Origin of the sequence: Dechloromonas sp. ARDL1 (assembly GCF_051122455.1) — a bacterium.
Taxonomy (GTDB): domain Bacteria; phylum Pseudomonadota; class Gammaproteobacteria; order Burkholderiales; family Rhodocyclaceae; genus Azonexus.
Window position 1 is genome coordinate 2363269 of record NZ_CP168939.1, and the last position, 19702, is coordinate 2382970.

16 protein-coding genes are annotated in these 19702 nt (G+C 61.3%); 12 read left to right on the plus strand and 4 right to left on the minus strand.

Features of this window, described 5'->3' with window-relative positions:
* Positions 1–7: 7 nt before the first annotated feature.
* Positions 8–1672, minus strand: a complete 1665-nt coding sequence (gene recN, locus AB6Q56_RS11600; protein ID WP_434513334.1) for a DNA repair protein RecN — start codon at positions 1670–1672, stop codon at positions 8–10.
* Positions 1672–2601 carry an NAD kinase gene (locus AB6Q56_RS11605; protein ID WP_434513335.1) on the minus strand — a complete coding sequence of 310 codons (930 nt, stop codon included), beginning with the start codon at positions 2599–2601 and terminating at the stop codon, positions 1672–1674. The genes recN and AB6Q56_RS11605 overlap by 1 nt, the downstream gene beginning before the upstream one ends.
* A 46-nt stretch (positions 2602–2647) precedes the next feature.
* On the opposite strand from AB6Q56_RS11605, the gene hrcA reads away from it, so the two are divergent.
* From hrcA to AB6Q56_RS11625, 4 genes are all read left to right on the plus strand, one after another.
* Complete coding sequence (gene hrcA / locus AB6Q56_RS11610) at positions 2648–3676, plus strand: heat-inducible transcriptional repressor HrcA (RefSeq protein WP_434513336.1); 1029 nt, start codon at positions 2648–2650, stop codon at positions 3674–3676.
* A complete protein-coding gene (gene hemH, locus AB6Q56_RS11615) occupies positions 3676–4779 on the plus strand; it encodes a ferrochelatase (RefSeq protein WP_434513337.1) in 1104 nt (367 codons plus the stop codon). Before hrcA ends, hemH begins: the two co-directional genes overlap by 1 nt.
* Positions 4780–4848: 69 nt before the next feature.
* Positions 4849–5292 (plus strand): thioredoxin TrxC, encoded by a 444-nt coding sequence (trxC, locus tag AB6Q56_RS11620; protein WP_434513338.1) that lies wholly within the window; start codon positions 4849–4851, stop codon positions 5290–5292.
* A 232-nt stretch (positions 5293–5524) separates the two neighbouring features.
* A complete protein-coding gene (locus AB6Q56_RS11625; protein WP_434513339.1) occupies positions 5525–7144 on the plus strand; it encodes a methyl-accepting chemotaxis protein in 1620 nt (539 codons plus the stop codon).
* Between the two features lie 62 nt (positions 7145–7206).
* Here AB6Q56_RS11625 and AB6Q56_RS11630 read toward each other — a convergent pair whose 3' ends face one another.
* The gene (locus tag AB6Q56_RS11630; RefSeq protein WP_434513340.1) at positions 7207–8574 is read right to left on the minus strand and encodes a protein kinase domain-containing protein; all 1368 of its coding nucleotides are present in this window, start codon (positions 8572–8574) and stop codon (positions 7207–7209) included.
* A 149-nt stretch (positions 8575–8723) separates the two neighbouring features.
* Here AB6Q56_RS11630 and grpE point away from each other — a divergent pair, with 149 nt between their 5' ends.
* From grpE to AB6Q56_RS11655, 5 genes are all read left to right on the plus strand, one after another.
* On the plus strand, positions 8724–9284 hold the full coding sequence (gene grpE, locus AB6Q56_RS11635; protein WP_434513341.1) for a nucleotide exchange factor GrpE: 561 nt from the start codon (positions 8724–8726) through the stop codon (positions 9282–9284).
* 69 nt (positions 9285–9353) lie between these two features.
* On the plus strand, positions 9354–11294 hold the full coding sequence (gene dnaK, locus AB6Q56_RS11640) for a molecular chaperone DnaK (protein WP_434513342.1): 1941 nt from the start codon (positions 9354–9356) through the stop codon (positions 11292–11294).
* Positions 11295–11376: 82 nt separating this feature from the next.
* Positions 11377–12516 carry a molecular chaperone DnaJ gene (gene dnaJ, locus AB6Q56_RS11645; RefSeq protein ID WP_434513343.1) on the plus strand — a complete coding sequence of 380 codons (1140 nt, stop codon included), beginning with the start codon at positions 11377–11379 and terminating at the stop codon, positions 12514–12516.
* Positions 12517–12734: 218 nt separating this feature from the next.
* Positions 12735–13883, plus strand: coding sequence for an ABC transporter substrate-binding protein (locus AB6Q56_RS11650; RefSeq protein ID WP_434513344.1), 1149 nt, complete (start codon positions 12735–12737; stop codon positions 13881–13883).
* A gap of 169 nt (positions 13884–14052) precedes the next feature.
* Positions 14053–15201 (plus strand): ABC transporter substrate-binding protein, encoded by a 1149-nt coding sequence (locus AB6Q56_RS11655; protein WP_434513345.1) that lies wholly within the window; start codon positions 14053–14055, stop codon positions 15199–15201.
* 47 nt (positions 15202–15248) lie between these two features.
* Here AB6Q56_RS11655 and cysS read toward each other — a convergent pair whose 3' ends face one another.
* Positions 15249–16619: a cysteine--tRNA ligase gene (gene cysS / locus AB6Q56_RS11660; RefSeq protein WP_434513346.1), complete on the minus strand. Its 1371-nt coding sequence runs from the start codon at positions 16617–16619 to the stop codon at positions 15249–15251.
* Between the two features lie 104 nt (positions 16620–16723).
* On the opposite strand from cysS, the gene AB6Q56_RS11665 reads away from it, so the two are divergent.
* The 3 genes from AB6Q56_RS11665 to AB6Q56_RS11675 are packed head-to-tail and all read left to right on the plus strand — an operon-like array spanning position 16724 to position 19691.
* The gene (locus AB6Q56_RS11665; RefSeq protein WP_434513347.1) at positions 16724–17824 is read left to right on the plus strand and encodes a tetratricopeptide repeat protein; all 1101 of its coding nucleotides are present in this window, start codon (positions 16724–16726) and stop codon (positions 17822–17824) included.
* Complete coding sequence (locus tag AB6Q56_RS11670) at positions 17821–19119, plus strand: L,D-transpeptidase family protein (RefSeq protein ID WP_434513348.1); 1299 nt, start codon at positions 17821–17823, stop codon at positions 19117–19119. The genes AB6Q56_RS11665 and AB6Q56_RS11670 overlap by 4 nt, the downstream gene beginning before the upstream one ends.
* Positions 19119–19691 (plus strand): peptidylprolyl isomerase, encoded by a 573-nt coding sequence (locus tag AB6Q56_RS11675; RefSeq protein ID WP_434513349.1) that lies wholly within the window; start codon positions 19119–19121, stop codon positions 19689–19691. Before AB6Q56_RS11670 ends, AB6Q56_RS11675 begins: the two co-directional genes overlap by 1 nt.
* Positions 19692–19702: the final 11 nt, after the last annotated feature.

Genomic DNA, 19702 nt, shown 5'->3' on the forward strand with positions numbered 1-19702 from the left:
AGCAGGACTAGGCTGGAACCTTGGCACTCAGCAGCTCTCGGGCATGCTGCAGCGTAATATCAGTGATTTCGACTCCGCCGAGCATACGGGCGATTTCTTTAACGCGGCCGTCGTCGTCGAGCGGCCGGATGGCGCTCAAGGTGGCACCGTTGCGCGTCGCCTTGCTCACCTGCCACTGCCAGTTGGCCTGCGCCGCGACCTGCGGCAGATGGGTGATGCACAACACCTGGCGCTCGCCGCCCAGTTCGCGCAGCAGGCGACCGACGATTTCCGCCACGCCGCCGCCGATGCCGACATCGACTTCGTCGAAAATCAAGGTCGGCACGCTGGCCGAACGCGAGGTCAGCACCTGAAAAGCCAGGCTGATCCGTGACAATTCGCCACCCGAGGCGACCTTGGCCAACGGCTTGGCTTCGTTGCCGGCCAGGCCGCCAATGCGGAATTCGACCTGCTCCAAGCCATGAACCGCACCGCCCTCGACGGCCGGCAAGGCCACTTCGAAGCGACCGGAGGACAAGGCCAGCTGGCGCATGACTTCGCTCACCGCCCGGCCCATGTCGACCGCCGCCTTCTTGCGCCCGGCCGACAGCTTGCCGGCGACCGCGACATACGCCTGCCGCGCCGCCGCCACCTTACCTTCCAAGGCGGCCAGATCGGCCGATTCGTCGAGCTCGGCCAAGCGCTGGCGCCAGCCAGCCAGCAGGCCGGGCAGTTCCGTCGGCTGGACGCGGAATTTGCGGGCATTGGCCATCACGGCATCCATGCGTCGCTCGACCTCGGCCAGCCGGGCCGGATCGAGATCGACACGGTCGGCATAGCGACGCAAGGTGGAGACTGCTTCGGATAGCTCGGCCTGCACCGAACCGAGCAGCTCGGCCACTTCGGCCAGCGCCGGATCGTACTCGGCGAGGCCTGCCAGGCGGTCGGCGACACCGTCGATCTGCCGCTCGCACGCCGCATCGTCCTCGGCCAGCACGGCCAGCGCGTACTGCGCCCCTTCGATCAGACTGGCGGCATGGCCTAGGCGACGGTGTTCGATATCCAGCCCTGCCCATTCATCATCACCAAAATCCAACGCATCCAACTCACCGATCTGCCACTGCAATTGCTCGCGTTCGCGCTGCAGGGCTTCGACGCCATCGCAGGCGCTACGCAGAGCCTGCTCGGCGTCCCGCCAGGCTTTCCAGGCCGCAGCCACCTCACGCGCCGTCGCACCCAGCCCGGCATGGGCATCGAGCAAAGTGCGCTGGGCATCGGCCCGCAACAACGACTGGTGTGCATGCTGGCCGTGGATATCGACCAGCCATTCGCCGACTTCGCGCAATTGCTGGACCGTGGCCGGCGAGCCGTTGATGTAGGCCCGCGACCGACCGCCGGCATCGACGACGCGGCGCAGCATCAGCTCGCTGTCGGCGTCGAGATCGTTGGCCGCCAGCCAGGCGGCGACATCGGGCAAGGCGGCGACATCGAAGGACGCTGCCACCTCGGCCTTGTCGCAACCGGAACGCACAACGCCCGCATCGGCCCGTTCGCCCAGAGCAAGCGCCAAGGCATCGATCAGGATCGACTTGCCGGCACCGGTTTCGCCGGTCAGTGCGCCGAAACCGCTGGCGAATTCGAGCTCCAGGCGGTCGACAATGACGAAATCCTTGATAGTCAGTTGGTGCAGCATCAGGGCCCTTTCGGCCGTTCGCTCCACTGCAGTTTCTGGCGCAGCATGGCGAAATAGCTGTAGCCCGGCGGATGCAGGAAGCAGATAGTGTGTTCGGAGCGGCGCAGGCGAACGCTGTCGCCCGGCAGCAGGTCGAGCGTGACCTGGCCATCGAAGTGCACGCGCGGATCGTCGGCATTGGCAATGCGCAGTTCGATATCGGTGTTGTCGTTGACGATAATCGGGCGATTGGTCAGCGCATGGGGACAGAGCGGCACCAGCGCGATGCCGGTCAGCGTCGGATTCAGGATGGGGCCGCCAGCCGATAGCGAATACGCCGTGGACCCGGTCGGCGTGGACACGATCAGGCCATCCGAACGCAGGTTGTAGATGAATTCGCCGTCGATGAACAACTCGAATTCGATCATCCGGCCGATGGCACCCTTGTCGATCACGACATCGTTGAGCGCCATGTTCGATGCGATTTCCTTGCCCTCGCGCGTCACTTCGGCCGCCAGCAGCATGCGGTTTTCCGGGGCGAAACGACCGTCGAGCAGATCGTCCATGCAGGTCAGCATGTCGTCGCGGGCAATGTCGGTCATGAAGCCGAGGCGGCCCTGATTGACGCCGACCAGCGGCACGCAGTAGCGGGCCAGGCGGCGTGCCGCGTTGAGCATGGTGCCGTCGCCACCGAGCACGATGGCCAGATCGGCGTGGGCGCCGATGTCGTTGAAGCCGCAGGTCACCCAGCGCGACAGATCGACCTTCTTGCCGATATTCTCGGCGGTTTCCCGCTCAATGAAGACCGAGGCGCCGCGCTCGTAGAGATACTCGGCCAGCCGGCGCAGTGATTCGGCAATTTCCTGGCTATGGTATTTGCCGACCAGCGCAATGGTCCGGGGGGAGCGGTAGGATGTAAAGCCTCGGTTCATGGGGCTGAATTCTTGCATAAAAATGCCCTGTAGCGCGGCCTCCGGTTTTTTGTACAATCCGGACATGCTTGATGAACGCGCCCGTACCCTGCTGAAGACGCTGGTCGAACACTACATCGCCGACGGGCAGCCGGTCGGTTCGCGCGCGCTATCGAAGTTTTCCGGCCTCGACCTGTCGCCGGCGACCATCCGCAACGTGATGGCCGATCTCGAAGAGGCAGGCTTCGTCGCCAGCCCGCACACCTCGGCCGGCCGCATCCCGACGGCGCGCGGCTATCGCCTGTTCGTCGACAGCCTGCTCACCGTTCAGACTCTGGAAGCAAGCCAGTTGGGCCGGATGGAGGAAGCACTGCACGGCCGCCCGTCCAGCCAGATCATCGCCAGCGCCTCTCAGCTGCTGTCGGGCCTGACGCACTTCGCCGGCGTCGTTATCGCACCGCGCCGGCCAACCAGCCGTATCCGGCAGATCGAATTCCTCAGCCTGTCCGAACGCCGCATCCTGCTGATCATAGTCACCGCCGACGGCGACGTGCAGAACCGGATTATCTCGACCGACAAGGCTTATACGCCTGCCGAACTGGTCAGCGCCGCCAACTACCTGACGCAGAATTTCGCCGGGCTCGATTTCGAGCAGATGCGCCTGCGCCTGTCGGCCGAGATCCGCCAGCTGCGCGACGACATCAAACCGCTGATGACACTCGCCCTCGAAGCCGGCGACGCGGCAATGACCGAAAGTGCCACGCCCTACGTCATCTCCGGCGAAAAGAACCTGCTCGACGTCGAGGAACTGTCGTCGAACATGAAACGGCTGCGCGAACTGTTCGACCTGTTCGAGCAGCGCTCCAGCCTGATGCGTCTGCTCGACGTCTCGAACCGCGCCGAGGGCGTGCAGATCTTCATTGGCGGTGAATCGGGGATCGCTCCGCTCGACGAATGCAGCGTCGTTACCGCCCCTTACGCCGTAGACGGCCAGGTGGTCGGTTCGGTTGGCGTCATCGGCCCGACGCGGATGGCTTACGAACGCGTCATCCCCATCGTCGACATCACCGCCCGCCTGCTCTCCAGCGCCCTCTCCACCAAATCGGATCATTGATGCCCCGTTTTCTTCCCGAGCCGCCGCACCGCCACGGCACGCCGGCAAGTACCGCCGTCGTCCTTGTCAATCTCGGCACGCCCGATGCACCGACCGCACCGGCGCTGCGCCGCTACCTCAAGCAATTCCTTTCCGACCCGCGCGTCGTGGAGATTCCCAAGCCGCTGTGGTGGCTGATCCTGAACGGGATTATCCTCAATGTGCGCCCAAATAAATCGGCCGCCAAGTACGCCACCGTCTGGATGCCCGAGGGGTCGCCGCTGCGCGTGCATACCGAGCGCCAGGCCAAGCTGCTCAACGGACTGCTCGGCCAGCGCGGCCACCGCGTCACCGTGACCTGGGCGATGCGCTACGGCTCGCCATCGATACCCGAGACGCTCACCCGTCTGAAAGCCGAGGGCGCCAGCCGCATCCTGATCGTTCCGCTGTATCCGCAATACGCCGCCAGTACCACTGCGACCGTTGTCGACGCCTGCTCGGCGTGGCTGCTGCGGACACGCAACCAGCCCGAAATGCGCTTCGTTCGCAATTTCCATGACCAGGAAGGCTACCTCGCCGCACTGGAACAAACGGTTCGTAAGCACTGGCAGGCCAATGGCTCACTCGGCGCCAACGACCGCCTGCTCATCAGCTTCCACGGCCTGCCCAAACGCAGCCTCAACCTTGGCGACCCCTACTATTGCGAATGCCAGAAGACCGGGCGTCTACTCGCCGAACGCCTGAACCTGAAGCCCGAGCAATTTCAAATCTGCTTCCAGTCGCGTTTCGGCAAGGCGGAATGGCTGCAGCCCTACACCGCTCCCACGTTGCACGAATGGGGCGCCCAGGGCATACATCGGGTGGATGTGATCTGCCCCGGCTTTGTCGCCGACTGCCTCGAAACGCTCGAGGAGATCGCCCAGGAAGGGCGCGACGACTTTCTCAAGGCTGGCGGCAAGGTCTACCACTACATCCCGGCTCTCAACGAAGATGATGCCTGGATCAAGGCACTGGCCGATCTCACCGAGCAACATCTTGCCGGCTGGCCCAGCACGTCAGCCATCGATCCCCGACAACTGGAAAACAGCGCCAGCCGGGCCATCCGGTGCGGTGCCCGTAGCTGAACAACCCGCCTGACTTGAATTGCCGGCACTTGCCCATACATCAGAATAATCTGATCCATGGAGCTCGAGATGTCCGAAAGCCTGCACGTCGTCTGCCCGCACTGCGCAGCAGTGAATCGTATTCCCCACATCCGGCTGGACGATGCCCCCAACTGCGGCCAGTGCAAACAGGCCTTATTCACGGGCGAACCACTGGAACTGGGGCAGGCCGATTTCGACCGGCATATTTCACGCAGCGACCTGCCCGTGGTGGTCGACTTCTGGGCACCATGGTGCGGCCCTTGCCGGATGATGGCCCCGACCTTCCACCAAGCCGCCATTGATCTCGAACCCCACGCCCGGCTGGTCAAGGTCAATACCGAAATCGAACAACAGCTTGCTGCCCGCTTCAACATTCGCAGCATTCCGACGCTAGCGGTTTTCATTCAAGGTCGCGAAGTCGCTCGGCAGAGCGGGGCGCTCGACCTCTCCAACCTGAAGCGCTGGCTGCAACCGCATCTACGCAAGCCCTGACCACCCGATTCAGCCGTCGATAACGCTGCATTGACATTGTTATCGACGGCTACCACGTGAATCGGTACTGCACGTCGCGCCATCTCTCCCCCGTCATGAATCGTCGCCTTACTTGAACGCCACGAAGTTTGCAATTCCGGAATAGTTTTGCCGGAAAGCGGCGCAACTGGCACAATCCGGGACATTGATCTGACGCTCCGACATCCCTTGAGCGTCACAGGGGAGAACAACAATGCCGCGCATCGCCGACTTGAAAATCTGGATACGGCTCACCGCCGCGATATGGGTCGTTCTGGCCATTATCTGGGCAGGGGCCATCGTGTGGACCACTCAGGTCAACCGCGAAACCGCCATCCGTCAGGCACAGGATTTCTCGCAGAGCATCCACGAAATGACAATGGCCGGCCTGACCGGCATGATGATCACTGGAACGGTTGGACAACGAGAAGTCTTTCTGGACCAGATCAAACAGCTATCGATCATCAAGGATTTACACGTCGCCCGCAGCGAAGCGGTGGCCAAGCTGTACGGCCCCGACACCAAGAGCAGCCGCCAGCTGGATGCCAAGGAACAGCAGGTGATGTCCTCGGGCACGCCCTACATCTCGGTCGAGAAGGAAAGCGGAAGCTCCTATCTCCACGTGATCAATCCCACCAAGGCATCCAAGAGCTATCTCGGCAAGGACTGCCTCGTCTGCCATCAAACTGCAGAAGGCACGGTACTCGGCATCGTCAGCATGAAAGTTTCGCTGGATTCCGTGGAATCCGAGGTTGCCGCGTTTCGGCTAAAAATTGCCGGCGTTGCACTGGCAGCCTTGGGTGTGCTGCTCGTTCTCATCTACTTGATCACCCACCACTTCGTGACCGCACCGCTTGACGAACTGCGCAAGGGGCTCAGTGACATTGCCCGTGGCGAAGGCGACCTGACCCGCCGGCTACCCGTCAAGGGCAAGGATGAAGTCGGCCAGTCGGCCCAGGTTTTCAACGAAATGATGGACAACTTCAACCAGCTCGTCCGCCAGGTCCGCGATGCCGCCAGCCAGGTTTCGGCCCGCGTTACCGCGCTCTCTGAAAGTGCCGACCGCGTGACCCAGAGCTCCCACCAGCAGAATCAAAAATCCGATCTGGCAGCCACCGCCGTGGAGCAACTGGTTTCGAGCATTTCCTCGATCGCGCAGAGTGCCGAGCACGTCCAGCACCAGTCGCAGGAAAGCCTGGCACGTGCCAACGAAGGCAGCCGCAACCTGCAGACCCTGCTCGGCGAAATGAACGTCGTCGAGCGTGCGGTCAAGGAAATGGCCGAATCGGTCAACGACTTCGTCCGTAACACCGAATCGATCACGATGATGACCCGCGAAGTCAAGGATATTGCCGAACAGACCAATCTGCTGGCCCTCAATGCCGCCATCGAAGCGGCACGTGCCGGCGAGCAGGGGCGTGGATTTGCCGTGGTCGCCGACGAAGTCCGCAAGCTGGCCGAAAAATCCTCCCGCTCGGCCAGCGAAATCGATGCCATCACCGCCAATCTGAGCGCCCAGTCGGTCTCGGTCCGCCGCAGCATCGAAGAAGGGCTTGATCACCTCGAAACAAGCCAGTCAGCCGTGGCCTCGGTTTCGAACGTGCTGCAGGCAACCAACGGATCGGTTGCCGAAGTCGGTCACGGCCTGGACACCATTGCGTCGGCTACCGAGCAGCAACGCCGCTTCTCCGGAGACGTTGAAAACAGCATCGAATCGATCGCCGAAATGGCGCGCGAAAATTCGGGAACGGTTGAACAGACAGCCGGAGCGGCCCACGACCTCAAGCGGCTGGCCGACAGCCTGGCCGCGCTGGTCGGACGCTTCAAGGTCTGATTTGCCACCGCTGGCCAGTCCTTGCTTAAGCGCAACGGCTGGCCACCGACCAGCAAGCCGCCCTACATCGGCGCCAGCTCGAGATCGAGCCCGCCCCCCGACTTTGACGCCCCACCGGTCTGCGATGCCGATAGACTCTGCACCGCCGGCAGCCCCTTGGCCGCTGCGATCCGGTTGACTTCGCGCATGCGCTTGATCATCCGGCCGAGCAGGGCATTGCGTACGCGCTCCAGCAACTCCTCTGAAGAGAGCGCCAGCGCGGCGGCATTGATTTCCAGGAACAGTGTCGGCTCCAGGGTAACCGCCGTGGCGCAGCGCAAATCGCTGGACGGGTGCAGGAAAGCCACCTCGCCGATTGGCTCGCTCGTCCCCAGGCGACACAGCGCCTTGCCTTCGATCGATATCTCGACCGACCCCGACACGATGACGCCGAAAAATTTGCTGCGATCCCCTTCGCGAATCAACGCAACGTTCGGCGAGACTTCGCGCCAGACACCGACGCGCAACACCTCCCAGATTTCGATGTTCTCGAATTCCGTGAAGAACTCCAGCTTGCGGAGCGTTTCGAAGTGTCGGGTGTCTTCGACCGTCGAATCCTCGTCCACCAACTGGTAGCGAACCGCCGACAGATCCTTGGCCATTTCGGCGCCGTTCCGGTAGCGATTGTAGAGATCCTTTTCCAGCGCCCGCTTTAGAATGGCGTTCAGCCCCTCCGGCAGGTCAGGGCGCAAGGAAGTCACGGATGGCGCCTCGGTGTTGATGATGCGATAGATCAACGTCGCCTGGTTATTGGCACGAAAGGGCAGACGCCCGGTCAGCAACTGGAAGAGCAGGACGCCAAGCGAGTACAGGTCGGTCTTCTGGTTTAGCGGATAACTCTTGATCTGCTCTGGCGACATATAGGCCGGCGACCCCACCCCCATGATGAAGGTCGAATCCCGGTCGAGATCCTTGTTCATGTTGAGCGCTAGGCCGAAGTCGGCAATCTTGGCCTCGTCGCCAGCGGCAACCATGATATTGGCCGGCTTGATGTCGCGATGGATAATGCCCTGGCGGTAGGCGGCATCGAGCGCCATGCAGCATTTGAAAATGATGCCGATGACCCGGTGCATGGGCAGCAGTTTGTCGATCCGGGTGTGCTCTTCGAGCGAAAAGCCGTCGACGTACTCCATCGCCAGGTAGGCGTAGTCCGACTGGACCACCGCCTCGTGGACCTGAACGATATTGGGATGGTTCAGACGCTTCGAAACCATGCCCTCGTTCTGGAAGAGCTTGCGCATCCGGCGCGACATGGCGCCGGCATCCTTCCCGAACTGAATCACCTTGACGGCAACCTGGCGACCGAGATCGGGATCGTCGCAGAGATAAACCGTTGCGGTCGCCCCCTTGCCCAACTCCCGTATCACGCGGTACTTGCCGATTGTTTCCATTCTCGATATCTGCGAAAAACACAGGGAATCATCGTAGCACGGTCGCATCGGCCCAGAAGCAGTTTCAACTGTAAAGAAATTTAGCGCCGGGGACTTGAAAGCAGGGAAAACGTCTCCAGATAGCGAAAAGATTTTTTGGAGAACCCCGTATGTCCAACCCCGAAAACACCCAGGAAACCATGCTGGGCAACGAGCCAGCCTCCGCACCGGCAGCTGCCGCTGAAGCCGCCCCGGCTGACAACATCGATGTCATTCCGAGTATCGAGGAACAGTTCAAGGCACTCGAACTGAAGGCCGCCGAACACTACGACGCCTGGCTGCGCGCCAAGGCCGAAGGCGAAAACATCCGCCGCCGCGCCCAGGAAGACATTTCCAAGGCCCACAAGTTTGCCGTCGAAAAGTTTGCCGGCGAGCTGCTGGCCGTCAAGGACAGCCTGGAGGCCGCGCTGGCCGTGCAGGAACAGACCGTCGAGAGTTTCAAGTCCGGCGTCGAGCTGACACTCAAGCAACTGGTCTCCGCCTTCGAGAAGAACGCCCTGAACGAGGTCAACCCGGTCGGCGAAAAATTCGACCCGCACAAGCACCAGGCTATCGGCATGGTTGATTCCGAGCAGGAAGCCAACACCGTGGTCACCGTCCTGCAGAAGGGCTACATGATCGCCGACCGCGTCCTGCGTCCGGCTCTGGTCATGGTTGCCAAGGGCAAATAACCCACTTGAAATCGGGGGCATTGCCCCCAACTCACGAACATCAGTAATTTACCTATCAAGGAACGAATCATGGGCAAGATCATCGGCATCGACCTCGGCACCACCAACAGCTGCGTCGCCATCATGGAAGGCGGCCAGCCGAAGGTTATCGAGAACGCGGAAGGCGCACGCACCACCCCGTCTGTCATCGGCTACACCGAAGACGGCGAAATCCTGTGCGGAGCCCCGGCCAAGCGCCAGGCCGTCACCAACCCGAAGAACACCCTGTACGCCGTCAAGCGCCTGATCGGCCGCCGCTTCGAAGAGAAGGAAGTGCAGAAGGACATCGCCCTGATGCCCTTCAAGATCGTCAAGGCCGACAACGGCGACGCATGGGTTGAAGCGCGCGACAAGAAAATCGCCCCGCCGCAGGTGTCCGCCGAAGTGCTGCGCAAGATGAAGAAGACCGCCGAAGACTACCTCGGCGAAGAAGTGACCGAAGCCGTCATCACCGTGCCGGCCTACTTCAACGACAGCCAGCGCCAGGCCACCAAGGATGCCGGCCGCATCGCCGGTCTGGAAGTCAAGCGCATCATCAACGAACCGACCGCTGCTGCCCTCGCCTTCGGCATGGACAAGGTTGCCGGCAAGGACAAGAAGATCGCCGTCTATGACCTCGGCGGCGGCACCTTCGACATCTCCATCATCGAAATTGCCGACGTCGATGGCGAAAAGCAGTTCGAAGTGCTGGCCACCAACGGCGACACCTTCCTCGGCGGTGAAGACTTCGACCAGCGCCTGATCGACTACATCATCGACGAATTCAAGAAGGAATCCGGCGTCGACCTGAAGAAGGACGTGCTGGCCCTGCAACGCCTGAAGGAAGCCGCCGAAAAGGCCAAGATCGAGCTGTCCTCCAGCCAGCAGACCGAAGTCAACCTGCCCTACATCACCGCCGACGCCTCCGGCCCGAAGCACCTGGCCCTCAAGATCACCCGCGCCAAGTTCGAGTCGCTGGTCGACGAGCTGATCGAGCGTACCGTCGCCCCCTGCCTGACCGCGCTGAAGGATGCCGGCTGCAAGATCGGCGACATCGACGACGTCATCCTGGTCGGCGGCCAGTCGCGCATGCCAAAGGTGCAGGAGAAGGTCAAGGAAGTCTTCGGCAAGGAGCCGCGCAAGGACGTGAACCCGGATGAAGCCGTCGCTGTCGGCGCTGCCATCCAGGGCGGCGTGCTGCAGGGCGAAGTCAAGGACGTGCTGCTGCTCGACGTCACCCCGCTGTCGCTCGGTATCGAAACCCTGGGCGGCATCATGACCAAGCTGATCCAGAAAAACACCACGATCCCGACCAAGGCGTCGCAAGTCTTCTCGACCGCCGACGACAACCAGTCCGCTGTGACCATCCATGTCCTGCAGGGCGAGCGCGAAGTTGCTTCCGGCAACAAGAGCCTCGGCCAGTTCAACCTGGAAGGCATTCCGCCGGCCCCGCGCGGCGCCCCGCAGATCGAGGTCATCTTCGACATCGACGCCAACGGCATCATGCACGTCACCGCCAAGGACAAGGCCACCGGCAAGGAAAACAAGATCACCATCAAGGCTAACTCCGGACTGAGCGAAGAAGAAATTCAACGCATGGTGAAGGACGCCGAGCTGCACGCCGAGGAAGACAAGAAGGCGCACGAGCTGGCCGATGCCCGTAACCAGGCCGACGGCATGGTGCACATGGTCAAGAAGTCGCTGACCGAATACGGCGACAAGCTCGACGCAGCCGAGAAGGAAGCCATCGAGAAGGCCATCAAGGATGTCGAGGAAGTCCTGCGCGACGGCGACAAAGAAGTCATCACCGCCAAGACCGAAGCCCTGTCGGCTGCTGCCCAGAAGCTGGGTGAAAAGATGTACGCCCAGCAACAGGCAGAAGCTGGTGCCGCTGGTGCCGGTGCGACCGGTGGCGAACAGCCGAAGGAAAAGACCGTTGAAGGCGATGTTGTCGATGCCGAATTCACGGAAGTGAATAAGGACAAGAAGTAAGCCTGACGCAACGCCCCGGCGCCGAGCCTTCCGGAACCCTCCGGCGGCGCTCGGCGCCTTTGTCACATGACGGGTAGAAGAAATGTCTAAACGCGATTTTTACGAGATCCTCGGCGTCAACCGCGATGCGTCGGACGACGAGATCAAGAAGGCCTACCGCAAGCTGGCCATGAAGTACCACCCGGACCGCAATCCGGACAACCCGGCTGCCGAGGAGAAATTCAAGGAAGCCAAGGAAGCCTACGAAATCCTGTCGGACGGCCAGAAGCGCGCAGCCTATGACCAGTACGGCCATGCCGGCGTCGATCCGCAAGCCGGGATGGGTGGCGGCTTCGGCGGGGGTGGCGGTGGTTTTGCCGACGCCTTCGGCGGCATCTTCGATGAAATCTTTGGCGGACGCGGCGGTGGCGGCGGCGGTGGTGGCCGCTCCAACATCTACCGCGGGGCCGACCTGCGCTACAACCTGGAAATCACACTGGAACAGGCTGCCCACGGCACGGAAACGAAGATTCGCATTCCGACCATGGAAGAATGTGAGGTCTGCCACGGCTCCGGTGCCAAGGCTGGCACCCAGCCCAAGACCTGCCCGACCTGTAACGGCTCCGGCCAAGTCCGCCTGCAGCAGGGCTTCTTCTCGATCCAGCAGACATGCCACAAATGTCACGGCACCGGTCGTTTTATTTCCGACCCATGCAAGCCCTGCGGCGGCGCTGGGCGCATCAAGCAGCACAAGACGCTGGCGGTGAAGATCCCGGCCGGGGTGGACGAAGGCGATCGTATCCGGCTGGCCGGCGAAGGCGAACACGGCGTGAATGGTGGCCCACCGGGCGACCTCTACGTGCAGATTCACCTGAAACAGCACCCAGTCTTCCAGCGCGACCACAACGACCTGCATTGCGAGATGCCGATTTCCTTCACCACCGCAGCACTGGGTGGCGAAATCGAAATCCCGACCCTGGATGGCGCAGCAGCCATCAAGATTCCGCCGGAAACCCAGTCCGGCCGCGTCTTCCGTCTGCGCGGCAAGGGCATCAAGGGCGTGCGCAGCCATACGCACGGCGACCTGATGTGCCACGTCGTGGTCGAAACCCCGGTCAACCTGACTGATCGCCAGAAGGAACTGCTGCGCGAACTGGAGGACAGTAGCAAGGACGACAGCGCCAAGCACAACCCGCGCTCAAAGTCCTGGATGGATAAGGTCCGGGAGTTCTTCGGAGAATAACGCCCGTCCTCGTGTCAGAACGACAAGAAAGCGATCCGTGAGCAATCCCGGGTCGCTTTTTATTTCCACTACGCCAATACTCTCGCGAGGACCGAGACAGTTCCGAAAATGCAACGCTGAACCCCGTAAAGCTTGGTTTTGTCAGCAATTCCCGAGGCTACCGCCCGTTCGGGCCATATAATGAAAAGATTATTACGGCACCCGATAGCGAGAAATCCATGAAAGCGATTCGCCATATCCTGTCAGCCTGCCTGATTTTCGCCGGCGCTTTCCAGATATCCTTTGCCGAAACAGGCATTACAGACAATACAATCGCCCAGGGCATGTCGGTGCCGCTGAGCGGCCCCGCCAGCTCACAGGGCCAGGAACTCAAGAAAGTCATCTCCGCATATTTCGACCAAGTAAACAAAAATGGCGGAATAAACGGTCGAAAGCTTCAACTGACTGTCATGGATGACGCGTACGTTCCGGAAAAAACCGTCGCCAATACCCGTACTCTTATAGAGACCAACAAGGTCTTCGCCCTGCTTGGCTATTACGGCTCGACGGCTATGACCGAAGCCATGGACAAGGTTTTCGGTCCGGCCAAAGTCCCGATGATCGGGGGCATCTCCGGTGCCATGTCGCTGCGCCAAGCGCCCGCAAGCAACCCGAACAATCGTTACATGTTCAGCCAGCGGGCCAGTTATGCCGACGAAGCGGAAGCCATCGGCACCCAACTCGCCACGCTGGGCCTCAAGAACATTGCCGTGTTCTACCAGAACGACGGTTTTGGCAAGGCCGGCCTCGAAGGGCTGAGCAACGCGCTGAAGAAACACAAGCTCACCCCTTCCGCCACCGGAAGCGTGGAGCGCAATTCGGAAGACATCGGCAAGGCGCTGGAGGCCATTGCCAAGGTCAATCCGCAAGCCGTGGTCATGGTCACCCTGCACAAGCCGACCGCTGCCATGATCAAGGCCCTCCGCAAGGCCAACCAGAGCCCGATGATCATGACCCTGTCGCCGGTCAGCGCCGAACAACTGACGCAAGAACTGGGCAACCAAGCGCGCGGCATCGGCATCTCGCAAGTCATGCCCTACCCCTGGAACGATACGGTTGCCATCGTCAAGGAATACCAGCAATTCATCGGCAAGCAGGGACCTTACTCATATACCAGCATGGAAGGCTTCATCATCGCGAAAGTGGCCGTCGACGCCCTGCGTAAAGCCGGCGGAAAAGATCTTTCGCGCGAGAAGCTGGTATCCGCGCTCGAAAGCATGAATCAGGATTTCGGCGGCTATCGGGTCGCCTTTGGCCCGAACAACAGGGCCGGCTCCCAGTTCGTTCAACTAACCGTCATTGGCGCTGGCGGCAAGCTGATTAAATAAATCCTGCCTACACACACCGACGGGCCGACATCGCGAGATGTCGGCCCGTTTGCCTTGATGATCGGTGCCCGGCAACTCGCAGCTCGTCACACTGTAAGCAAAATGTCAGTTATCGGGACCATCCTCCAAGCTAGCCAAAATCCACTCTTTTCGGAAAGCCACGGAGACCATGAAAGCACTACGCAATACACTGCTCGCCTGCCTGCTGGCACTGGGCATGACCCAGACCCACGCAGAAGACGGCGTGACCGACTCCAGCATCACGCTCGGCATGTCCTCCCCTTTCACCGGCCCCAATGGGGTCTACGGTATGCAGATGCGCGAGGCGATCACCGCCTATTTCGACCAGCTCAACAAAACCGGCGGAATCAATGGCCGCAAGATCGAACTGATCACCATCGACGACGGCTATGAAACCGAGCGCACGCTCGCCAATACCAAGACGCTGATCCAGGACAAACGTGTCTTTGCGCTGATGGGCTACTACGGCTCCACGCCAACCACCGAAGCCATGAACAAGGTCTTCGGTCCCGCCAAGGTGCCGCTGATCGGGACAATTTCCGGCGCAGGAAGTCTGCGCGAACCGGTATCGACCAACCCGAACAGCCGCTACATGTTCAACATCCGGGCCAGCTATGCCGATGAAGCCGAGGCAATCGTCGACCAGATCCTCTCCCTGGGCCTGAAAAACATCGCCGTGTTCTACCAGAACGACGGTTTCGGCAAATCCGGCCTGGAGGGCGTCAGCAACGCCTTGAAGCGCGCCAATCTCACGCCGGTCGCTGTCGGCACCGTCGAACGCAATTCGCTCGACGTATCCAAGGCGACCGAGGCCATCAGCAAATCCAATCCGCAGGCAGTGGTCATGGTGACGCTCTACAAACCGACCGCAGCCTTCGTCAAGGCCATGAAACAGCAGGGCCAATTCCCGATGTTCCTGACCCTGTCGCCGGTCGGCGGCGAAGTACTGGCTCAGGAACTCGGCAACGAAGCACGTGGCATCGGCATCTCGCAGGTCGTTCCCTACCCGTGGAACGACACCATCGGCGTCGTCCGCGAGTACCAGAAGCTGCTGGGCAAACAAAAAGACAAGTTCTCGTATTACGGCCTGGAAGGCTATATCACCGCCCGGCTGGTCGCCGAGGGAATCAGGAAGATGGGCAAGGATGTCAGCCGCGAAAAGCTGGTCACCGCGCTGGAAGGCCTGCAGAACTTCGACCTCGGCGGCTTCAAGGTGAGCTACGGCCCCAACAGCCGCCTGGGGTCGCGATTCGTCGAACTGACCGTGGTCGGCTCGGGCGGCAAGGTCATCAAGTAAGCCGCCCTACTCAAACAAAAAGCCCGTCTTTCGACGGGCTTTTTCGTTCAGGCTCGCCGCCAGGTGGTTCCCTGCGGGCTGTCGTCGAGCACGATACCAGCCGCCTTCAACTCATCGCGAATGCGGTCGGCTTCGGCGAAATCACGGCCCTTCTTGGCTGCCGCGCGGGCTTCGATCAACTGGCCAATGGCCGTCTCATCCAGCCCACCGGCCCCGGCTCCGCCTTGCAGATAGGCCATCGGCTCGCGTTCGAGCAGGCCGATCACGCCGCCCAGTGCCTTGAGCAAGCCGGACAATTCGGTGCTCTTCTGGCGATTGGCTTCAGCCGCCAGCTCGAACAATACCGAAATCGCACCGTGCGAATCGAAATCTTCGTTCAGCGCTGCGGCAAAACGGGCTGCAAAATCGTTCTTCCAGTCAATGACAACGGGGGCAGCCGGCACGTCGCGCAACGTGAAATACAAGCTGTCGAGACTGCGCTTGGCATCTTCCAGATGGGCATCGGAATAATTCAGCGGGCTACGATAGTGGGCGCGCAGGATGAAGAAACGAACCACCTCGGCGTCGAACTGCTCGAGCACCGTACGAATCGTGAAGAAGTTGCCCAGCGACTTCGACATCTTCTCGTTGTCGACGCGCACGAAGCCGTTGTGCATCCAGTAGTTGACGTAGCTGCAGCAGTTGGCGCCCTCTGACTGGGCAATCTCGTTTTCGTGGTGCGGGAACTGCAGATCCTGCCCGCCGCCGTGGATGTCGAAATGATTGCCGAGCAACGAGGAACTCATCGCCGAGCATTCGATATGCCAGCCGGGACGCCCATCGCCCCACGGCGACGCCCAGGCCGGCTCACCCGGCTTGGCGTGCTTCCACAGAACGAAATCGAGCGGATCCTGCTTGGCCGAATCGACCTCGACACGCTCGCCGGCGCGCAGATCGTCGAGCGACTTGCCCGAGAGCTTGCCGTAGCCCGGGAACTTGCGGACCGCGTAGTTCACGTCGCCATCCGTCGCCTGGTAGGCCAGGCCATTGCCTTCCAGTTTGCGGATGATTTCCTGCATTTCCGGCACGTATTCGGTCGCCCGTGGCTCGTGGTCCGGTCGCAACACACCCAGCGCATCCGCATCCTCGTGCATGTAGGCGATGAAGCGATCGGTCAGTTGCTGGATCGTTTCGCCATTTTCGATGGCGCGCTTGATGATCTTGTCGTCAATATCGGTGATATTGCGCACATAGGTCACGTCGTAACCGGAAGCCTTCAGCCAGCGGTAAACCATGTCGAAAACCACCATCACGCGGGCGTGGCCGAGGTGGCAATAGTCATACACCGTCATGCCGCAAACGTACATGCGGACCTTGTTCGCTTCGATGGGGGTAAATACTTGTTTTTCGCGCTTCAGCGAATTGTAGATCTTTAGCATGCAGGGACGTTTCCGGGGTACGCCGGGATGCTCAAAACTATGGATTCACCGGCGTTTTTGGTAGAATCAAAGGATTGTATAACCTCGAAAAGTATAGCATAGCGATGACCTCGATCTCCCTGCTCCAGCCCCGTTTCAGGCAACTCAAGACCTTGCGCGCACTGGCCATCGGACTGGCCATCGGCTTTGCCGACCCGGTCTTCGCCGACAACCTGCCGGAAGTCCAGCGCTTGATCAAGCAGGGCCAGTATCCGCAGGCCATGGAAAAGGTCGATGCCTACCTGAGCAGCCGCCCCAAGGATGCCCAAGGCCGCTTCCTGAAGGGTCTGATCTATACCGAGATGAACAAGCCGGCCGACGCCATCGCCGTGTTCACCAAGCTCTCCGAGGACTACCCGGAGCTACCGGAGCCCTACAACAACCTGGCCGTGCTCTACGCCCAGCAGAAGCAGTACGACAAAGCCCGCACGGCGCTGGAAATGGCCATAAGGACTCACCCGTCCTACGCCATCGCCTACGAGAACCTCGGCGACGTCTATGCCAAGCTGGCCAGCCAGGCCTACGACAAGGCCCTCCAGCTGGACAACTCCAACTCGGCCACCCAGAACAAGCTGGCCCTGATCCGCGACCTGATTTCCACCTCGGGCAAGGGCAACGTCAAGCCGCAACCGGCCCCCGTCGCCGCCGCTGCACCGGCTCCGCAGCCGGCAGCAGCACCTGTCGCTGCAAAACCGACGCCCTCGACCACGGCAACGGTGGTTGCCTCCACTGCGGGCGCCGCCGCCTCGACCGCCGCTCCAGCCCCCGCTCCCACGCCGGTCGCAGTAGCCCCGGCTCCCAGCAAGCCGGCTGCAGCAGCCCCCAACGGCAGCGAAGACGTGGCGAAAGCCGTCAATGCCTGGGCCGACGCCTGGTCGCGCAAGGACATGAAGGCCTACCTTGGCGCCTATGCCAACGACTTCGACACCCCCAAGGGCATGAGCCGCAAGGCATGGGAGCAGGAACGCGAGCAGCGCATCGCCGGCAAGGGCGGCAAGATTTCCGTCTCCGTCGACACACCGCAGATCACCATCAACGGCGACAAGGCTACTGCCAAGTTCCGCCAGCACTACAAAGCCACCGGCCTGTCGAGCTCGACGACCAAGACCCTGGTGTTCGTCCGCGCCGGTAGCAAGTGGCTGATCAAGGAAGAAATCGCCCGGTGAGAATCAAGCTTCGCTATGTCCTGCTGACCCTGGCAGCAACCGTCACAGCGGGAGCCGTGGCCAAGCTGTCCGACAAGCCGGGAGACGCCAGGCTGACCGGCAACACGCCAGCTGCCACAAACTCGCTGGCGCGCAATGCGACCGATGTACTGAACACCACCTCGCCGTTCGCCTCGGTCGTTTCCGATGCTGGCCCCGAGGAAACGCTGGCCCGCATCTTTGCCGAAATCGAAGCCAACCGCCTCGGCAATGCCCTGCAGCTCACCGAAGCGCTGCTGCGCCAGCACCCGAACTACCGCCTCGCCAACCTGATCAAGGGCGACCTGCTGCTGGCCAAGGCGCAACCGATCCAGACCTTCGGCGCGCTCAGCGATGCGCCGGCCGACAAGATCGCCGACCTGCGCGCCGAGGCACTGGTCCGCCTCAAGGCCTACCGCGAAAAGCCGCCGGCTGACTTCGTACCGCGCTACCTGCTGCAGATGGAGCAAAGCCAGCGCCACGCCATCGTCGTGGACACCAAGCGCTCGCGCCTCTACCTGTACGAAAACGACCGCAAGAACGGCGGTCGCCCACGCCTGGTCGCCGACTACTACGTCACTCAGGGCAAGCTGGGCGCCGAGAAGCAAGCCGAAGGCGATAAAAAAACACCCATCGGCGTCTATCACGTCACCGCTAACCTGCCCAAGCAGAAACTGGCCGACCTCTACGGTAGCGGCGCCTATCCGATCAATTACCCGAATGAATGGGACAAGCGGCAGGGGCGCAGCGGCAGCGGCATCTGGCTGCACGGCACGCCGTCCGACACCTTCGCCCGCCCGCCGCGCGCCTCCGACGGCTGCGTCGTCCTGACCAATCAGGATCTCAACCTCGTCGCGCCCAATCTGCAGGTCGGCCTGACGCCGGTGATCATCAGCGATTCCGTCGAGTGGCTATCGGTAGATGACTGGAATCGCGAACGCAGCGAACTGAACAAGACCATCGACGCCTGGCGTGCCGACTGGGAAAGCCGCGACACCGGCCGCTATCTGAGCCATTACTCGAAGCGTTTCAAGTCGGGCGACCAGAATTTCGACGAATTCTCGAACCAGAAGAAGCAGGTCAACGCCGGCAAGGAATGGATCAAGGTCAAGGTCAGCAATCTCTCCGTGTTCCGCAACCCGGGCAAGGAAGAAGTCGCCGTCGTCACCTTCGACCAGGACTATCGCAGCAACAACCTCGACAACCAGATGAAGAAGCGCCAGTACTGGTTGCGCGAAGACGGCAAGTGGAAAATCATTTACGAAGGAAGCGCCTGATGTTGAAGAAAGTCTCTCTGCTCGCCGCCGGCCTGCTGGCCTCGGCACTCGCCTGGGCCAACCCGACCGTCGAAATGACCACCAATCTGGGCAAGTTCACGCTGGAGCTGTTTCCCGAGAAAGCGCCGAAGACCGTGGAAATGTTCCTCTATAACGCCAAGCACGGCTTCTACGAGGCCACCGTATTCCACCGCGTCATCGACGGCTTCATGATCCAGGGCGGCGGCTTCAACTCCTCGATGGAAGAAAAGAAGACCCGTACGCCTGCCCTGCCCAACGAAGCCAATAACGGCCTGAGCAACGACCGCGGCACCGTCGCCATGGCGCGCACGCAAGACCCGCACTCGGCGCGGGTGCAATTCTTCGTCAACCTCAAGAACAACGATTTCCTGAACCACCGTTCGCCTGCTGACGGACGCACCTGGGGCTATGCCGTCTTCGGCAAGGTAACGCAGGGCATGGACGTCGTCGACAAGATCGCCAAGGTACCGACCGGCAACGCCGGCTATTACGAAAACGTGCCGACCACCCCGGTCGTCATCCAGAACGTCAAGATCATCTCTGAAAAGTAAGGCTCACCCAC